The following is a 16,311-nucleotide window of genomic DNA, read 5'->3' on the forward strand; positions in this document are numbered from 1 at the left end:
CACACTAGTTACACCTTGGATTTTAGTTGGGTCTTCTATTTGAAATAGGATTATTTTTTTACAAACTTTCCTGAACGTTCTATTCCATCGTCGCTTGTCTTGTTTTTCTTGTTCAGCTGCAGTGATTCCGAATAGTTTAGTTTTTCGTACTGATCGAGACATGGTGATACTGTTTAAATATTGTGCTAAATCAATTTTATCAACTTCCTAGAAGTAGAGTTTTTTCTTGTTATCAGCTATATGTTTTTATTGCATTCTCTTTCTTATGGTTTCCCGTATTTAGAATAGCTATTATTGAGTATATTGCCAGTGAATATTAACCTCATGCCAATCATAAAAACACCAAAGTGAAACGTTGGAATGAGTCATCGAATTATTCCATAATGTTGACTTTAAAATAGATTTGTAAACATTTACTAATGGCTAATAATGAGATGTTCTTTGGTTAATTGAAGTAACAGTAATATTGTATACCAAGTCTTAGAAGGTAGTAGCAAAAAGAATACACATAAAACGCCTTTAAGAGGAATAGAATATTTTAATCATGTGAAAGGAAAATTGAGTATCATATCACATGATTCAATAATGGACAAGTGGGAAGCTTTTTACAGGACGATGCAGGAAAATATAATTATAGGTGAAGGTCTGAAATTGGAAGAACTATAGCTATTAAAAATCATAAAAGAATTATATTTAGGTATATGCAAGATAATGAAGAAATAGAACAAGGAGCTGATGGCAATGAGATTGTTAATGAATCTGTTAAGGATGGTACTCATTTGGAAGTCCAATCAGAAGATATCAAGGAAGCATCTGCGGTAATTGCAGCGGATAGAAAAGGAAATAGAGAGAGTAATGAAGAATCGATTTCTGAAAGAAAAGATGTAATACAGAGTGAAAGTTTAGCTTTTAATGATAAAAGGAAATCCACTGAAGAATCTGAAGAGAAAGAAAATATTTCAATAAGTGATTCAAGTAAGGATGTGAAAGGTGTAAGACAGCAGGCACAAGAGTCACGGCCAGATTTGTCCTATTTATTTGTAAACGGACCAGACAAATTTTTAACGGCAACTAATGTTAAAATGCAAGAAGGCAACCTTGTAGGATTTGACAACTTAGCTCCATTCTCAAAAAAAGACGAAAATGGGACTGAATTAAAACCAACAATCGAGGATGCTCAAAAAGCAAAGCAAAGATTATATAAAGAATTTTTTCAAAAGTCGTTTAAGAATTTATTGATTCTTTCAGGCGCTGGATCATCAATAGATGTTGGACTTCCATTGATGAAGGATTTATGGAAAAAGGTTAAGGAAAAAATTACTGAACCGATATTTATTGAACTATGTAAGAAAATAAATCATAATACAGTTAATGATTTTGAAGCTTTAATTTCCAGACTGGAGGGAGTTATTCAGTATGGAGGTGATGCTGAAATTAATAATCGCAAATTAAGTGATTATAGAGAAGATATTCTTAAAGTCATCCGAGAAGAAACTGCAGTTGAAGAACCTAAAGGGGATTTTCCCCATGTCAAAATACTTGAAAAATTGCTTCAGAGAAAACAAACAAGTTCTCGAGTGAAGGTTTTCACTTTAAACTATGATTTATTGTTTGAAAAAGCAGCAAACAAAATGAATGCTGTAATTATTGACGGTTTTTCATTCACTTCTCCTAGAACATTTAGTGGTCGTTTCTTTGATTATGATATTGTTCTTCGAGAAGGTAGTAAGGTAAATGAAGAAGATAATTTTATTACTAGAGTTTTTCATTTATATAAATTGCATGGTTCATTAAACTGGCATAGGGAAAAAGAATCAGGAAATATTATCATTGATGATTGTACGAAGACTCCTTTAATGGTATATCCAAGAGAAGGAAAATATAAAGATTCGTATGGTCAACCATTTTTTGAGATGATAGCACGATTTCAGCGTAATTTGAGAGAACGTAATGATACACTTTTGATTTGTATAGGATATAGCTTTAATGATAATCATATAAATGCAGCAATAGAAGAAGCAATTAATCAAAATCCTGGATTTAGAATGGCTGTTATAGATCCATATTTAGTCTACGCACATAATAGTGGTTCTGAGGCTTATAAAAGTGTAATTAGAAGTGCAATTAAATCAGACCGAATTATGGTTGTTTCAGAAAGATTTAAAGATTTTGCAAATTATTATCCTGAAATTCAGACTTATGATAACGAATTGAGGTTACAACCAATAAACTTACGAAATGAAGGGCAATAAAATTAATCCATTTTCGCATGAATACTTTATTGGGTACATTAATCAAGTATTACCGCAGTATGTTAAAGTTCATTTCCCCTCCTCTGTACTTCTTAGTGGCTTTATACACCAAGGAGAAGAATTCAATGGAGGCTTGGTTGGTAATTTCGTTGTGATTGAAGGCGATAATTACGGATATTTAGGACGTTTAGTTGAGTTGGTTCTTCCTGAGAAAGAGAGGTTGTCTTTAAGTGAAAAGTCATTCCAGACAAAAGACTTTCATCCAGAAGGCAAAATTGAAATACTATTATCTTTCGATCTTTACAATCCCTTTGTAGTGAAGAAGGGGCTATCCAGTTACCCTAATATAGGAGGTAAAGTTTATGTTTGCTCCTCCGGACTAGTTAAACAATTTATGTCTAGGTTTGGTGCAAAAGAGGATGAGGATGTGAGTCCTGTAGTATTAGGACGATTGGTCGCCAATCGAGATACTGAAGTGCATATAAATCTACAGTCTCTGTTTGGCAGGCATTGTGCAGTCGTGGGAACCACTGGTGGAGGAAAGAGTTTTACCGTAAGCAAGCTATTAGAGGTATTGTCACAAAAAAAAGCAAAAGCGATAATTATTGATGCAACTGGAGAGTATTCAGGTAAATATGAAGGTTTAGTGAATATCGATATTGGCGATGGAAAGCATGTTTTTCATTACACCCAATTGAGGATTGATGACCTTTTTAATTTATTCAAACCATCTACAAAAACTCAAGCACCTAAGTTAATGGAAGCTATTCGATCCTTGAAAATTGTAAAATTGAATAATGGTGCAACTATCAAAAGAGTTATTGAAGGAGTAGAATTGGAGACTTTAATTCAAAATGGGCTTTTGAAAAAGGCAGGTACAGATAAACGTCCATATGAAAAGTTCTATTATGAACATATCGAAAAGGTAGAGAACGGAATGGCCGAATTTGATATTGAAAGGCTTCCATTCCAGTTGACACACGAATGTATTTGGGATTCAGCTTCCAGATGGGAGGGAAATCCAAGGGTTAAGGTAGATGTACCTGAAAAATGGGGAGACAGAAATGAGTCAGATGTATCTTATAATGTAAGCCTAATATCCAGAATTAATAATATTATTACGTCGCCCGTATTTCAAAAAATTTTTGGTTTCAAAAAGCCTAAAGATAAATCTGATATATCACATATAATTGATGAATTCATAAAAAGTGATGACTTAATATTACGACTGAATTTCCTTAATGTCCCTTTCGACTTTCAGGTACGAGAAATCCTTGCAAACTCAATTGGATCTTTTCTTCTTAACAAAGCTCGGCAGGGATCTTTTAAAAACACTCCATTAACTTTGTTTATGGACGAAGCTCATCAATTTTTAAATAAAACTATTGGAGGAGAGTTTTTCGAAGGAACAAAACTTGACTCTTTTGACTCAATAGCAAAAGAGTGCCGTAAACATGGATTATTTCTTTGTATTGCTACACAAATGCCAAGAGATATTCCTCCAGGCACGTTGAGTCAGATGGGAACCTTTATTGTACATCGTTTAATCAATCATTTTGATAAAGAGGCTATAGCAAACGCGTGTAGTTCAGCAAATAGGAATACCTTAGATTTTCTACCAATATTGGGAGAGGGAGAAGCTATCCTTACTGGGGTCGATTTCCCCATGCCTATTTTGTTAAAAATAGACGAGCCAGGTATTAAGCCAGACTCTGGAACACCTAGGTTTAATTAAAGTTGTTTTGTTTTATATGGATTATTGTTTGTATAAAAGTCGTCATCCAGACCACATCTTACTTTATATAGAAGAATATAATAAGTATGATAACACAATAGTAGTTGACTTTTTTGATTCTAATGAGTATGAAACCTTCTTTAGAACTATAGAACTCCCTATGCCTATTGACGAAAAGTCTTCAACTATGTTTTGTCTTGTTAATTATAAAAAGCGCAAAGTTCAAGAGAACACAATATATTCCGTGAAACCTAGTGTCATTAAGAAATGGAAAGAGAGTTTTTCTTCTGAAAGAAGGAATGATAAATCTTTTTTATTCACTTATAATATAAATTCGGAGGATATAGAAGAGGAAATATTTAGTTTACCTATTTCTCTCGGAGATTTTTCTAGAAATTATTACACAAATGATAATAAGTTCTTAGATAGTTTTTTTCAACTTAAAGGAGATATAAGTGTAACTGTACGGAATGTAGGTCAAGGAAATTGGAATGAGATTAAATCAGATTTTAACGTGGTAATAGTGTATGATTGTGGAGCATCAATGCATTTTTTGAAAGAAGATGTAATTAAATTATTAGAAAATAGATTATTAGTTTATCAAGAATCAAAACCTGTCTTATTTCTATCACATTGGGATAAGGACCATTATCATTGCTTGATAGGGATGAGTGAGTCAGAAATTAAAAAATCATTTTCTCATTTTGTATGTCGCGATTTTCTTCCAAACAATACTTGTATAAATCTTTTTAATAAAATAAACTCTGCAATTGGATCTACTAATGTAATTGCAATAGCCGCAGAAGATCGGTCTGCAAGGCGTGGATTGGTTCGTCTGACGAATATGAATAAACTTACAGATTCCGTCGTTTTGTTTAATGCCCAGAAACATAAAAATAGAAATATGTCAGGATTATTAATGCTGGTACAATCTAAAAATAAAAGTGTAATTCTTTCTGGAGATGCACACTATTATCAATTATCTTCCGATATTTTGGTCAATCTAAAGACTTCAAATTCACATATTTTAGTTGTTCCACATCATGGGGGGAAGGCAGGAAAATTTATTTATAATAAACTTGTTGCAGCTAGATTAGATGTTGCTGTTATCTCTGTAGGAAGAAATTCATATGGACATCCTATAAATAAATATATAGAAGAGCTGAAAAAGGTTGGTTTTAATGTTCAACAAACAAATATAAAGAACAAAGATATTACTATAAATTTATGATAATGTCGTTAAAAAAATAAAGATATCTAGCTACTTAATTGCAATGTAATTAAGAAATATTATTTTTTCATAAATATTGAGAATTGTAATATTAAGTAGTCGATGTGAAGTATGTTTCTCCGTTCTATGCTAAAATTATTGTTCAATAATTGCTTGATCACGTAAAGTACATAGAAGCCGTAAGATTTGGTTTGAAAAGTTTAACTTATAAGACGATTAAATTAAAATATCTAAGAAGACATCTCAGATAATAAAATATCACAAATTTGAATTTTATTTGTATTTACTTTAAAATAAAACATTGATAATCAAAGTAAAGTACTTTTTGTATCGAAATTTTATTAGAGGAAAATAAAACCACATACCTCCTATTCCCTCCTAAATAACCCCATCAATTTAGTCACAATTTATTGCCTCTTAAATATTCTAAAAAATTATGATATTACTTTTGTTAGCAATTTTTTCGATTATGAAATATCCATGTCAGCATTAAAAATTTATCTTAATAACCATCTGATATTAGTAAGATATACCAATCCAAAAAAAACACAGCTTTAAATAAAGCGCAAAAACACATTCAAATATTCAATATTTCTTAATAACTTAAGGCTATGAATAGAACAATTGAAATATTAATTGAGAACAGAAACTTAGTTCTAGCAATTTTGGTGATATTATCAGCTTTTGCTATTTATAGATTCGGTTTTATCGTAGGTGAGTTTATTTCGCTTATCACAAAATAAACCTAATCATTTTGAGAGGCTTTGTATAAAAGATTCATTGATCGATAGCTTGTAATTATTATTGATGAACAAACCAATCCGATACTCAAAATGCGATCATGAAGACTCTAGCTGTAATTTTTCTTTTTTTACTCTGTTCAAAATCTTATGGTCAGATAGATACAAGCTCAATCTACAAGAAAGCAGATTACATAATTAAGTTGATTGAAAGCAAGAATATTGACTCCTTAATCATTAATAGTACCGATTCAATTAGATGCATTCTATGTAATGAAACTGGAATAGAAAAATACATAGATTCTAAAACCTTCTTTACGGATAGGATTCAGGAAATAATTACTCCAGCATTAATTTCTAAATTAAAGACAGCTCCTAAGTCTATAGTCAGGCAAAGTGAACCTTATCTTTCTTATATAGTATACTACAGGATAATTGCTAAAGATGAAATTGCTCCTGGTCATGAAGGTGTTGATTTTGGTATTTGGCTTAGGTCTGATGATCATTTAAAATTTACTGCCCTTGATACTGTACCTTAAATCCATATTTAATGCAAAGCATTCTTGAATTTGGGTTCAGGGTAATGACAATTATTAGGAATAATATACTAACAAATTCAGTTCCCTAAATCAAACAAAATAAAAAGGTCGTATCAATTCATATTTTGATACGGCCTCATTTATTTATATTAATCCTGTACTCCTTCTTATTTCATTTTAATGAAATACAATCTATTCCTATCCACGCTTTTGGTACTTGGAAGGACTTTCTGGGCAAAGCCACTATTTCCATTATCGACTACTCCAAAATCATCATCATTAGAAACCACCAGAATATTTCCTTTTAACATGGTAAGACCTTCCGCCTTATCGTGTGGATAGACCTCAGGTAGATCCTTTAATAAATCAATGGCTAGCGTTTTTGTTACTGGCGTAATACCAGCAGAAGCTAGTCCAGCTTGGTCCTTTAATTCTTCAACAGTTTTTCCTTTATACAATTTTCCAGAAGCAGCATTTGAAGCATCCGAGATATCAGTCGCTTTGCTTATATCGATTTTGAATATCTTTTTGAATTGCGCAGGTTTTGCAGGATCAGCACCATAGAGACCATCTCTTTCCAAGGTTAGAAAGGTCGTATTACTCAAGGCCAATATTTCGCTTACACCGGTAAGTGAGGGATTGTCCATTAGGTAAGCGTATTGTTTCGTAGCTCCGGTTGCGATGTTAAAGGTCAGGATACGAATGATTACAGAACCAGATACGGCAGCCGAACTGGGATTGTACATCGGGGATTGCATAATACCGACCAAGGTCTTGCCATCAGGGGTAATCGTCAAGCCTTCCATCCCTCTATTAGCTCTGCGATTCGCAAAGACAGCAGGAATTTTACGTCCGCCGAAGCCAGTACCAAAAGGGTTGATACGTTCAATGGTTTTTCCGTTCATATCAGTATGCACGATATGTGGACCATATTCATCCGAGATCCAGAAGGTCCCATCAGCCGCGATTACCAATCCTTCAGAGTCGATACCATCTGCAGATGCAGCCAATTGCTGTCCATTCAGATCATAAGGGATTTCGCCAGTTGAGCCCATTCCCTTAGGATTCGGTAAACCATTTAACTTGGCACCTTTTTCATTCTTCAATTCGATTACTTGCTCCAGGACTAATTTTCCTTCCTTCAATCTGAATTTTCCAATCTGTGGAGCGAAGTCTGCTTTTCCAATGATGATAGCGTTCTTAGCCTGTCCAGCTACATTGGCTCCTCGGTCTGTCATCATATAGAATACTTCAGGATCATTTGGGTCTGCGACTACGGCTGAACCAAAACCCCCATTGTAGACTTTTACACTCTCTTTGGTCGTCATTAATACATTGGGAGTCTCAACCTCCGCCATAGCAGGATAGTTTACAACTTTGGACTTGTTGTGATCTTGATCTTTTTCGCAAGAAGTTAGTGCTGCAATTATGGTTAAAGCAGTCGCTAGTGTGTGGATTTGTTTTTTCATTAATATAGCTTAATAAATTGGCACAAATAAAGATGTTGAATATGAAACAAATGTTACGCAATGGTGAAATTATTATCATTGTTGGAAACATTCACTCCAATAAATAACCCTTAATGGTTCCCTTCCCTATTTTGATTCCCCGACTATTCTTCCTAAATTCATGATAACAACATCAATCACCATAATTATCAATCATTATGAACTTACTTTTCTTAGGCAGTTTATTAGCTAGTGCGATTTGGATATTAATGTTATTTATTACAGTCTTTTCCATCTACCATATCGTCACGAACCGAGACCTATCCAGTGGCCAAAGAGTGATCTGGATATTGGTTGTATTGGTTTTTAATGTGATTGGTTCAATTATCTACTTAGCCTTGAATAACTCCAAAAAAGCAGCTTAGCCTGCATTAGAATTAAACTTTTTGATTTTCTTTATTTTTTATAATACATCCCTATTTAACCGCTTACCGATTACCTAGCTTTTTTATCTTTGGCAAGGAAATTGTTTCTCGTCAAGAAATCACACAATCTACTTAATATGAAAAAGCAATTACACTTTATGCTATTTATTGCATTGGGTCTTATTGGAACTACGTCTTGTAGCAAAGACAGTAATTTGAAGCCGATTGATGCCGTGGGTAGTTATCAGGGGGATTTGAGCATTCATCTCTCTACCGGCAAGTTCACAAGTTATGACAATAGCATCGTAACGGTTACCCAAGTGGGTGAAGGCCAGTTAAAATTCACAACAAATCCAGCTTCGGGAAGTGTTTCGGAAACTTTTGATGTCTATGAGCAGAACGGCACTATGAGCAATGATGACGATGATCCAAAGGGAGTGTTCGTTTATATCAAAGACGAAAACTCATTATCGGTATCTACCTTGGGTAGTAAGGCTACTAAGCAGATCCTATTTACCGGTAAAAAAATCAACTAATATCAATAAAGCCTATTTTTTGGATTAGGCTTTATTCAAAATTCAAAATATTAGGATGATCTTTCTTGCCCTCGCCTATCATTCATATACAAACAGTACATATTCCAGGTAGGCGAATAATTATCTTCGAGATACCATTCCAAACGGGACTTTGTAATGGTTTGGTTATTGAAGTGACTTCCATATAGTGACATGGTTTGATCAGATTCTTGACTCAGCCAATCTACAAAATCAGTTTCAGAATCACAGCTTGCAAGCAAGGGGGCTGGTCCATACCCATCATTGACCACGCCTAGGATAAATTGTAGGTTGATATAATACAATCCCAATCCGCAATAATCGCGATGGGAAAAATAAAGTCCATTATCCTCGCCAGGATTTTGCATTAGCTTTTTACAGACTTTTGTGGCTATGTCAATGCCATAAGGTTCCATATCTAAATCTTGATATATCTGTAATTCAGATGGTTCTAAGCTGTCCAACTCTATTTTGGAATTGTATAATTGCATGGAATCAGAAATAAATTAATGCTTGAAAAAAGAATTTTACTTAAATTAAGTAAATTTTGTAACGAATACCGAATTAAGATAACCAATTATAAAAACGGATTATGATAAATAAAAAAATCATACTTGGATTTGCAGCATTGATTGCTGTTTTGATGATCTATAAGTTAGGAGAAGCTGTAGGTGAGTTTTTCTATTATATTACACACTGATAAAAGATATCCGCTTTTCAAATAACCCCCTATTCAATTCACATCCCATTTAGGGAAACCTAGGCTCCTATGCAAACATATGGAGCTATCAATTGTTAGAAATTAGGGTAATTAAACCCTACAGACTGAGCTAATTGGGATTAATTTGGATTAATAACCTTTAATTAATCAAAAAAAATCACTAGCTTATTTTTATATACTAATAATACCTATGGTAATCATCAATAATTACGAAGAGTACAAAACTTATGAAGGGAAAGAATTAGGTCTTTCTGAATGGCATTTAATCGACCAGAAACAGATCAATCTATTCGCGGATGCTACATTGGACCATCAATGGATCCATGTGGATGAGGAAAAATCGAAGAATGAAGGCCCATTTGGAACCACTATTGCCCATGGCTACTTGACCCTATCCCTTATCCCCCATTTATGGAAGCAGATCGCCGATGTTAGGAATGTGAAGATGGAAATCAACTACGGTATTGAGAACCTTAAATTCGGACAGGCAGTAAAGGTCAATACCCGGGTTCAATTGCATGCTTTGGTAAAATCTATCAATAACCTACGTGGTACGGTCAAGGCGACCATTCAAGCTAAACTTATTAGTGAGGAATCTGATAAGCCTGTTTATGTAGGTGATGTAATCTTCCTTTATAGTTTTAAAGATTAGGAACAAAAGCCTAACGCCTATGCTGGAATTTAGGAGAGAAGGGATATACTGTCCTCAGGGAAACTTTTATATTGATCCTTGGTTGCCAGTGGATTATGCCATCATTACGCATGCCCATGCCGACCATGCAAGGGTAGGCATGAAGCAGTATCTCTGCCATGAACTGACAGCACCGATCCTGAAACTGCGTCTAGGTCAAGATATTAAAGTTGAAACTTTAGCTTATAACCAAGCTCTCCATATCAATTCTGTAAAGGTATCCCTGCACCCTGCAGGGCATTTAATTGGTTCTGCACAGGTCCGATTGGAATTTCAAGGGAAAGTAACGGTTGTTTCTGGTGACTACAAAATCCAGGATGATGGGCTCTCCACTCCTTTTGAACCGGTTCGCTGCCATGAATTCATTTCTGAAAGCACCTTTGGCTTACCCATTTACAATTGGCTCCCTGTTGAGCAGATCAACCAAAACCTAGTGGATTGGGTGGTAAACAATAAAAAGAACGGTAATAATTCAATACTCATAGGCTATGCCTTAGGAAAGGCACAGCGCATCATGAAGGCTTTGGAAGTCTATGAAGACCTTTATGTGCATTATGCTATTTCCAGGATCAATGAAGCATTTACGGAAAGTGGTATTTCCCTACCCTCTTATAAAACCATTGATTTCAATGATCGCCCCAAGGATATGAAAGGGGAAATCATTATCGTCCCGCCTTCCCTATTTGGTTCCAATTTATTGAAGAATATACCCAATGCACAGACAGCGATCTGCTCCGGTTGGATGCAGGTGCGCGGTGCCCGACGATGGCGCAGTGCAGATGCAGGTTTTGCCATTAGCGACCATGCTGATTGGCCAGGATTATTGACCGCAGTGAAGGAAACAGGAGCCGAAAAGGTATATGTGACGCATGGCTTTAAAGCTGAATTTACAAGGTATTTAAATGAAATAGGCATAGAAGCTGAGGAAATAACTACCGCCTTCGGAGCTGAAGATGAAACTGATGAACCGCTAATCAAGGAATAAGGATGAAGGTACTGGCAAGATTGATAAATGCGCTGGACAGCAGCAATAAGACCAATAGCAAGATCCTTGCAATTGAACAGTTCCTCGCGGATTCTACAGAGTTGGACAAGTATTGGTTTATCCGTCTATTTACCGGTAAAAGACCTCGCCGTTCAGTGAAGACCACTACCATGCGCCAATTGGCCATTGAATACAGTGGGATTCCAGAATGGTTATTTCAAGAGTCCTATTCCGCAGTTGGTGACCTTGCGGAAACCATCGCCTTGATCATCACACCTGCAAAACATACCATCGACAAAAGCTTGGACCAATGGATGCAGGAAATCATGTCCCTGCAAGGAATGCCTGAGGATGAAATCAAGGGGTATATCCTGACGTCATGGGAAAGCTTAGGACAGACCGAACGCTTTGTCTTCAACAAACTCATGGGCAGTAGTTTTAGGATCGGTGTATCTTCTAAAACCTTGATCAATGCCTTTGCTAAGTTCTATGAACTCGACGCGAATTTGGTAGCCCATAGCCTTATGTCGGATTGGGACCCTGAATTGCTCTCTTTTGAAAAATTTATCAAGGGTGAACATATCAACATCAACCTTTCTGTTCCCTATCCCTTTAGCCTTGCAAATCCTTTAGTTCAAGATCTAGAAAGTCTTGGTAAGGAGCAGGATTGGCAAGTGGAATTTAAATGGGATGGAATCCGCGGACAGGTTATCCGAAGGGATGGGGAAATCTTTATTTGGTCGCGTGGAGAAGAGCTTGTCAATGAGCAATTCCCAGAATTATTGGAAGAACTGAAGGATCAGGATATTGATTTTGTGATCGATGGAGAGATTGTGCCTTACAATGAAAATGGGGTAATGAGTTTCAACCAACTGCAGAGGCGTTTGAATCGGAAGAATATCTCCAAGAAAATGATGCAGGAGGTTCCAATAAAATTTATTGCTTTTGACATCTTGGAACTGAACCGGCAAGATCTTCGAAACATACCCTTGGAGGAAAGAAGGAAAATCTTAGAAGACCTGCTGGATAAATTGAATTCAGAAAATTACTTATTATCGGAGCTATTGGATTTCAGCGATTGGAATTCGCTTAATAGGATTCGGGAAGCCTCAGGGGATAAAAACGCAGAAGGTCTGATGTTGAAAGCTAAAGATTCCGCCTATCAAGTCGGCAGAAAGAAAGGTTTTTGGTGGAAATGGAAAGTGGATCCGATGAGCATAGACGCTGTACTGATTTATGCGCAACGTGGTAGTGGTCGCCGAAGCGGGCACTATACAGACTATACCTTTGCAGTAAAAGATGGCGATAAACTGGTAACCATTGCCAAGGCCTATTCAGGTCTCAGTAATACAGAAATTGCTGAGGTCAGCAAATTCGTCCGTGAAAACTCTTTAGAGAAGTTTGGCCCTGTCCGTACCGTAAAACCTGAATTGGTATTCGAAATCGCTTTCGAAGGGATTGCAGCAAGCAACAGGCACAAATCGGGAGTCGCACTCAGATTCCCCAGAATAGTTCGTTGGCGAAAAGACAAACTAGCATCAGAAATAGATGATATCGAAGAAATCAAAAAGCTGATCTAAGCAACTACCTTTTTTTATTCTTTCTGGTCATCCGCGCCTTCTCACCACTTCCATAGTTATAGGTCTTGCTATTGCTTTCCTTTTTCTTATGGAAGGCCCCACCTCTACTCTCATCTTCAACAGCTTTTTCTTTGGCAGTCTCCGAAGGTTTATAAATCGCTAGGTCCTCTGGAAGCGGCATAACAGGTATCTTTTTACCAAGGCTCTGTTCGATCTTTTTAACATCAGGAAGTTCAATATCAGTTGCAAAGCTTATGGCAATACTTTCATCATCTCCCGTTTTCAGGACATGCTTGATAAATTCCTCTCTGTTCTCTGGGATTTCAAAATGGAAGATAAAAGGCACCAAGGATAAGTCTATATCCTCCAGACCTTCATTGGCAACAATCAAGATTCGGCATTCCGGCTTTTGCTTAAAGATATTGATATCATCAAATCCATAATCATCATGGAACATAGGCTTATAGATAGCAGCCACGCCTTTTTTGGCATGAAGCCTATCCAACAGATTATGTGCCGTATGTTTAGTATTGACAAAGACAACGACCTTATCGAAGACTTCATCGTCAGACATAAGATCATTCAGCAGGTTGATCTTGGTACTGAAGTTAGGAACCTGATAGAGCATCAAATCATGGGTCTCATGACTGTTTTCTCCCAGTTCATCCACTTCAACCAAGGTAGCAAAAGGCATAAAGTCATCGATCATCAGGTGCAGCTTATCATGTTCTACAGTACTGAAACATAAGTATTGCACCTTTCCACAACTTTGCGCCAATTCCCGAACATTGGTTTGAAAACCTTGTTTTACAATTTCTTCAGCATCATCGATAACAAAGGTTTCAATTCTGTTCAGGTTCAGACCCAATTTCAGATAGACAGCACGTGCACGAGCTGGTGTCGCCACCACGATATCTACCCCGCGTACCAGGTCCTCAATCTCCTCTTCCATCCCACCGCTGGTCTTCAGTCCCATGATATGCAGGTTCTTATTGCGGCTTACGGTGTAAAAGCGCTCTACGATTTCATTGATTCTTTCTTCATTAGGTGCTAAGACTAAAACTTTGGGAGCTTCATCATCCGTATATTTCAAGCGCATCAATACCCCCAAGACGTAAGTCGTGGTTTTTCCGGCACCTTCAGGAGCAATCCCAAGGATACTATGGCCACCAACTATACGAGAAAGAGCATTTAACTGGAATTCCTTGGCTGTAAAATAACCCAATTCGGTCATCGATGCATGGAGACGCTTGCTAAGTTTTAATTTATCTAAAGACACTGCTGAATATTTAAAATGAATGTAAAGCTACAAAGTTAGTTAAATTAATACAGTCTATGCGTATTAGCGCATCTTTTACAGCCAAGAATGTATATCTATGGTTCTTTTTGATCTAGAGTGACTAAGAAAGATCCTTTTCTGAAACAACAATTCCATCTTCATCAGCATAGATAAAATGCCCAGGGATAAAGTCTGTATCGGCAAAATGAAGGGTAAGATCTCTTTCGCCTTGCACCTCTTTGGCGCTACGGTGTGGATTGCTGTACAGTGCCAGAACAGCCATATCTACTTCAGCAATTTCCAATACATCACGGATAGCTCCATTGATGATCACTCCAGACCAGCCGTTCGCTTGAGCCAAAGCAGCGATATTACCACCTACCAACGCTCTGCGATCAGAGCCAGCACCATCAACAACCAAAACCTTTCCTGTTCCATCTTCCTCCAGTATCGCACGGATCAATTCATTGGCTTCATAGACCTTTACAGTTGCAATCTGCCCATAAAAGCTCTTCTTCTTCCCATAATTCTTGAACCCTATCGGCTTTACAACCTGTAGGTTTGGCATATACGCATCACATAAATCGGCAGTTAAAATGATCTTCATGTTTTCTATTATTTAATACAGCTATTTTTATAAATCTGCCGCAAATATAGCTTTCCGAAAAGCAAATGTGTACCTGTACTCAAAACAATATTCATAGGTTTCATTATTTTTACTTTCAGTTAATAATCGATTAAAACGCTAAATTTCTAAAGCTTTATTCGTAAATTCTGAATGCTTTAAAATTCATCCCTTCAATTCCAAATTGATAAATCATGATAGTTAGACATTTACTATTCTTCTGCGCACTAATATTTATCCAAATAAATGCTATTTATGCACAGGTTAAGGATACACTGATCTTTAAAGAATATAATGATGACGGCGACATAGTTCTATTCTATGTGCAAGAAGGGAATAAATCTTGGCCAATGGTATTCAAAGCCAAAAATGAGCCTAGCAAAGATTTACTTCGCGGAGATATCGTTGAAGTGGTATGGAAAAAGGAGAAATTAAGAAATATAGATAATGATTTAATGGATATCAATCAAGTCCTTTTGGACTATTCAAAATTAAAGGATGGAAAGGTACATACTCTCCGAAAGAATCATCCGAACCTATTACAATATGACAAGTCTTCTGAACTCAAATTAACGGATTCCTATCTAGCCTATTTAACTGCTTACTTAGAATACTATATCGCTTACAGCACCCAACCCCTTATCAAGGAAATCCTAAAGGAAAAGGGTCAAGCCAAGATGATTTATCAAGTCGATGAAATAACCTTTAAAAACAGACCCTATATGGTCATTAGCCTAGAAACTAACCATGAAAATAAGCAAAGCGTTATTCAATGGCTGTATATAGATAATGAAAACAGGAAACTTTATGAGTATGACATATTCAATGAAAAACTGATAGAATTCTATTGATTTCCCGATGCTATTTTGGACTTTGCTTTCGTCGATAATATAGCTGTACCAATCCAGTTTCGAATGATTTTGCAGATTGCAATTCCAAGATTTGCTCCGTCTGATGCTCTTTAAATAGCCTGATACCCTCGCCCAATAAAATTGGAATTACTGAAATGATCAGTTCATCAATCAGTTCATTTTTTAGAAGTTCATTGATCAGCTCTGCACCTCCATCACAATAAATACCTTTCCCTTCCTCTACTTTCAAATCCTTTACTAATGCTACTACATTTCCATTGTAAAAAATGATATTCCCCTTTGCAGGTCTTTCAGAACTTGTAACCACATAAACTTGACGACCTGCTTGATCATAATGTTCAGCACCTAAGGTCCTTTCCACAAAATCAAAGGTCTTTCTGCCAATAATAATAGTATCGATATCTGCGGTAAAATCAGCATATCCATAATCTTCGCCTTGTTTTTCAACTATTTCCAAAAAGCTGAGATCATCATTATGTTTAGCAATAAAGCCGTCTAAACTGCATGCTATAAAAAGGGATAATTTTCTCATGTCATCAAGGGTTATGATTTAAAAATACAAGGATATTTCAAGAATCGTTTGCTAAAACTTTCCTTTTTTTTCTTTATTAATCTTAAAATATCTTTTAACATA

General features: G+C 36.1%; 15 protein-coding genes. 10 read left to right on the plus strand and 5 right to left on the minus strand.

Going from position 1 to position 16,311, the window contains the following annotated elements:
- Nucleotides 1-701: 701 nt before the first annotated feature.
- From CKW03_RS11825 to CKW03_RS11840, 4 genes are all read left to right on the plus strand, one after another.
- Nucleotides 702-2,252: an SIR2 family protein gene (locus CKW03_RS11825; protein WP_093097164.1), complete on the plus strand. Its 1,551-nt coding sequence runs from the start codon at nt 702-704 to the stop codon at nt 2,250-2,252.
- Entirely contained in the window at nt 2,239-3,987 is a 1,749-nt protein-coding gene (locus CKW03_RS11830) for an ATP-binding protein (protein WP_197700934.1), read from the plus strand. Before CKW03_RS11825 ends, CKW03_RS11830 begins: the two co-directional genes overlap by 14 nt.
- A 16-nt stretch (nt 3,988-4,003) precedes the next feature.
- Complete coding sequence (locus tag CKW03_RS11835; protein WP_093097167.1) at nt 4,004-5,218, plus strand: ComEC/Rec2 family competence protein; 1,215 nt, start codon at nt 4,004-4,006, stop codon at nt 5,216-5,218.
- An 841-nt stretch (nt 5,219-6,059) separates the two neighbouring features.
- Complete coding sequence (locus tag CKW03_RS11840) at nt 6,060-6,497, plus strand: hypothetical protein (protein ID WP_093097169.1); 438 nt, start codon at nt 6,060-6,062, stop codon at nt 6,495-6,497.
- A 167-nt stretch (nt 6,498-6,664) separates the two neighbouring features.
- Here CKW03_RS11840 and CKW03_RS11845 read toward each other — a convergent pair whose 3' ends face one another.
- Entirely contained in the window at nt 6,665-7,966 is a 1,302-nt protein-coding gene (locus CKW03_RS11845; protein ID WP_093097172.1) for an esterase-like activity of phytase family protein, read from the minus strand.
- A gap of 197 nt (nt 7,967-8,163) precedes the next feature.
- On the opposite strand from CKW03_RS11845, the gene CKW03_RS11850 reads away from it, so the two are divergent.
- Together CKW03_RS11850 and CKW03_RS11855 are read left to right on the plus strand one after the other, a co-directional pair.
- Nucleotides 8,164-8,370, plus strand: coding sequence for a PLDc N-terminal domain-containing protein (locus CKW03_RS11850; RefSeq protein ID WP_093097174.1), 207 nt, complete (start codon nt 8,164-8,166; stop codon nt 8,368-8,370).
- Nucleotides 8,371-8,507: 137 nt separating this feature from the next.
- Nucleotides 8,508-8,906: a hypothetical protein gene (locus tag CKW03_RS11855; RefSeq protein ID WP_093097177.1), complete on the plus strand. Its 399-nt coding sequence runs from the start codon at nt 8,508-8,510 to the stop codon at nt 8,904-8,906.
- Nucleotides 8,907-8,956: 50 nt separating this feature from the next.
- Here CKW03_RS11855 and CKW03_RS11860 read toward each other — a convergent pair whose 3' ends face one another.
- Nucleotides 8,957-9,415 (minus strand): hypothetical protein, encoded by a 459-nt coding sequence (locus CKW03_RS11860; RefSeq protein ID WP_093097180.1) that lies wholly within the window; start codon nt 9,413-9,415, stop codon nt 8,957-8,959.
- Nucleotides 9,416-9,835: 420 nt separating this feature from the next.
- Here CKW03_RS11860 and CKW03_RS11865 point away from each other — a divergent pair, with 420 nt between their 5' ends.
- From CKW03_RS11865 to CKW03_RS11875, 3 genes are read left to right on the plus strand one after another with little or no spacing between them, the layout of a single operon-like run.
- Nucleotides 9,836-10,297, plus strand: coding sequence for a MaoC family dehydratase (locus CKW03_RS11865; protein WP_093097183.1), 462 nt, complete (start codon nt 9,836-9,838; stop codon nt 10,295-10,297).
- Between the two features lie 19 nt (nt 10,298-10,316).
- Nucleotides 10,317-11,321 carry a ligase-associated DNA damage response exonuclease gene (locus tag CKW03_RS11870; protein ID WP_093097185.1) on the plus strand — a complete coding sequence of 335 codons (1,005 nt, stop codon included), beginning with the start codon at nt 10,317-10,319 and terminating at the stop codon, nt 11,319-11,321.
- A gap of 2 nt (nt 11,322-11,323) precedes the next feature.
- On the plus strand, nt 11,324-12,901 hold the full coding sequence (locus CKW03_RS11875; RefSeq protein ID WP_093097187.1) for an ATP-dependent DNA ligase: 1,578 nt from the start codon (nt 11,324-11,326) through the stop codon (nt 12,899-12,901).
- Nucleotides 12,902-12,905: 4 nt separating this feature from the next.
- Here the strand turns inward: CKW03_RS11875 and CKW03_RS11880 are convergent, their stop codons facing one another.
- Nucleotides 12,906-14,180, minus strand: coding sequence for a DEAD/DEAH box helicase (locus CKW03_RS11880; RefSeq protein ID WP_093097189.1), 1,275 nt, complete (start codon nt 14,178-14,180; stop codon nt 12,906-12,908).
- A gap of 121 nt (nt 14,181-14,301) precedes the next feature.
- The gene (rraA, locus tag CKW03_RS11885) at nt 14,302-14,787 is read right to left on the minus strand and encodes a ribonuclease E activity regulator RraA (protein WP_093097192.1); all 486 of its coding nucleotides are present in this window, start codon (nt 14,785-14,787) and stop codon (nt 14,302-14,304) included.
- Nucleotides 14,788-14,999: 212 nt separating this feature from the next.
- Between rraA and CKW03_RS11890 the strand changes: the two genes are divergently transcribed.
- Nucleotides 15,000-15,656, plus strand: coding sequence for a hypothetical protein (locus CKW03_RS11890; RefSeq protein WP_093097194.1), 657 nt, complete (start codon nt 15,000-15,002; stop codon nt 15,654-15,656).
- Between the two features lie 10 nt (nt 15,657-15,666).
- Here CKW03_RS11890 and CKW03_RS11895 read toward each other — a convergent pair whose 3' ends face one another.
- Nucleotides 15,667-16,209 carry a dihydrofolate reductase family protein gene (locus CKW03_RS11895; protein ID WP_093097198.1) on the minus strand — a complete coding sequence of 181 codons (543 nt, stop codon included), beginning with the start codon at nt 16,207-16,209 and terminating at the stop codon, nt 15,667-15,669.
- Nucleotides 16,210-16,311: the final 102 nt, after the last annotated feature.

Origin of the sequence: Sphingobacterium mizutaii, from assembly GCF_900187125.1 — a bacterium.
Taxonomy (GTDB): domain Bacteria; phylum Bacteroidota; class Bacteroidia; order Sphingobacteriales; family Sphingobacteriaceae; genus Sphingobacterium; species Sphingobacterium mizutaii.

Excerpts from the sequence above, each read along its gene's own strand:
- CKW03_RS11850 (WP_093097174.1), top strand. The coding sequence starts at position 8,164 with ATGAACTTACTTTTCTTAGGCAGTTTATTAGCTAGTGCGATTTGGATA.
- CKW03_RS11830 (WP_197700934.1), top strand. The coding sequence starts at position 2,239 with ATGAAGGGCAATAAAATTAATCCATTTTCGCATGAATACTTTATTGGG.
- CKW03_RS11870 (WP_093097185.1), top strand. The coding sequence starts at position 10,317 with ATGCTGGAATTTAGGAGAGAAGGGATATACTGTCCTCAGGGAAACTTT.
- rraA (WP_093097192.1), bottom strand. The coding sequence starts at position 14,787 with ATGAAGATCATTTTAACTGCCGATTTATGTGATGCGTATATGCCAAAC.
- CKW03_RS11840 (WP_093097169.1), top strand. The coding sequence starts at position 6,060 with ATGAAGACTCTAGCTGTAATTTTTCTTTTTTTACTCTGTTCAAAATCT.
- CKW03_RS11860 (WP_093097180.1), bottom strand. The coding sequence starts at position 9,415 with ATGCAATTATACAATTCCAAAATAGAGTTGGACAGCTTAGAACCATCT.
- CKW03_RS11845 (WP_093097172.1), bottom strand. The coding sequence starts at position 7,966 with ATGAAAAAACAAATCCACACACTAGCGACTGCTTTAACCATAATTGCA.
- CKW03_RS11835 (WP_093097167.1), top strand. The coding sequence starts at position 4,004 with ATGGATTATTGTTTGTATAAAAGTCGTCATCCAGACCACATCTTACTT.
- CKW03_RS11895 (WP_093097198.1), bottom strand. The coding sequence starts at position 16,209 with ATGAGAAAATTATCCCTTTTTATAGCATGCAGTTTAGACGGCTTTATT.
- CKW03_RS11890 (WP_093097194.1), top strand. The coding sequence starts at position 15,000 with ATGATAGTTAGACATTTACTATTCTTCTGCGCACTAATATTTATCCAA.
- CKW03_RS11865 (WP_093097183.1), top strand. The coding sequence starts at position 9,836 with ATGGTAATCATCAATAATTACGAAGAGTACAAAACTTATGAAGGGAAA.
- CKW03_RS11875 (WP_093097187.1), top strand. The coding sequence starts at position 11,324 with ATGAAGGTACTGGCAAGATTGATAAATGCGCTGGACAGCAGCAATAAG.
- CKW03_RS11855 (WP_093097177.1), top strand. The coding sequence starts at position 8,508 with ATGAAAAAGCAATTACACTTTATGCTATTTATTGCATTGGGTCTTATT.
- CKW03_RS11825 (WP_093097164.1), top strand. The coding sequence starts at position 702 with ATGCAAGATAATGAAGAAATAGAACAAGGAGCTGATGGCAATGAGATT.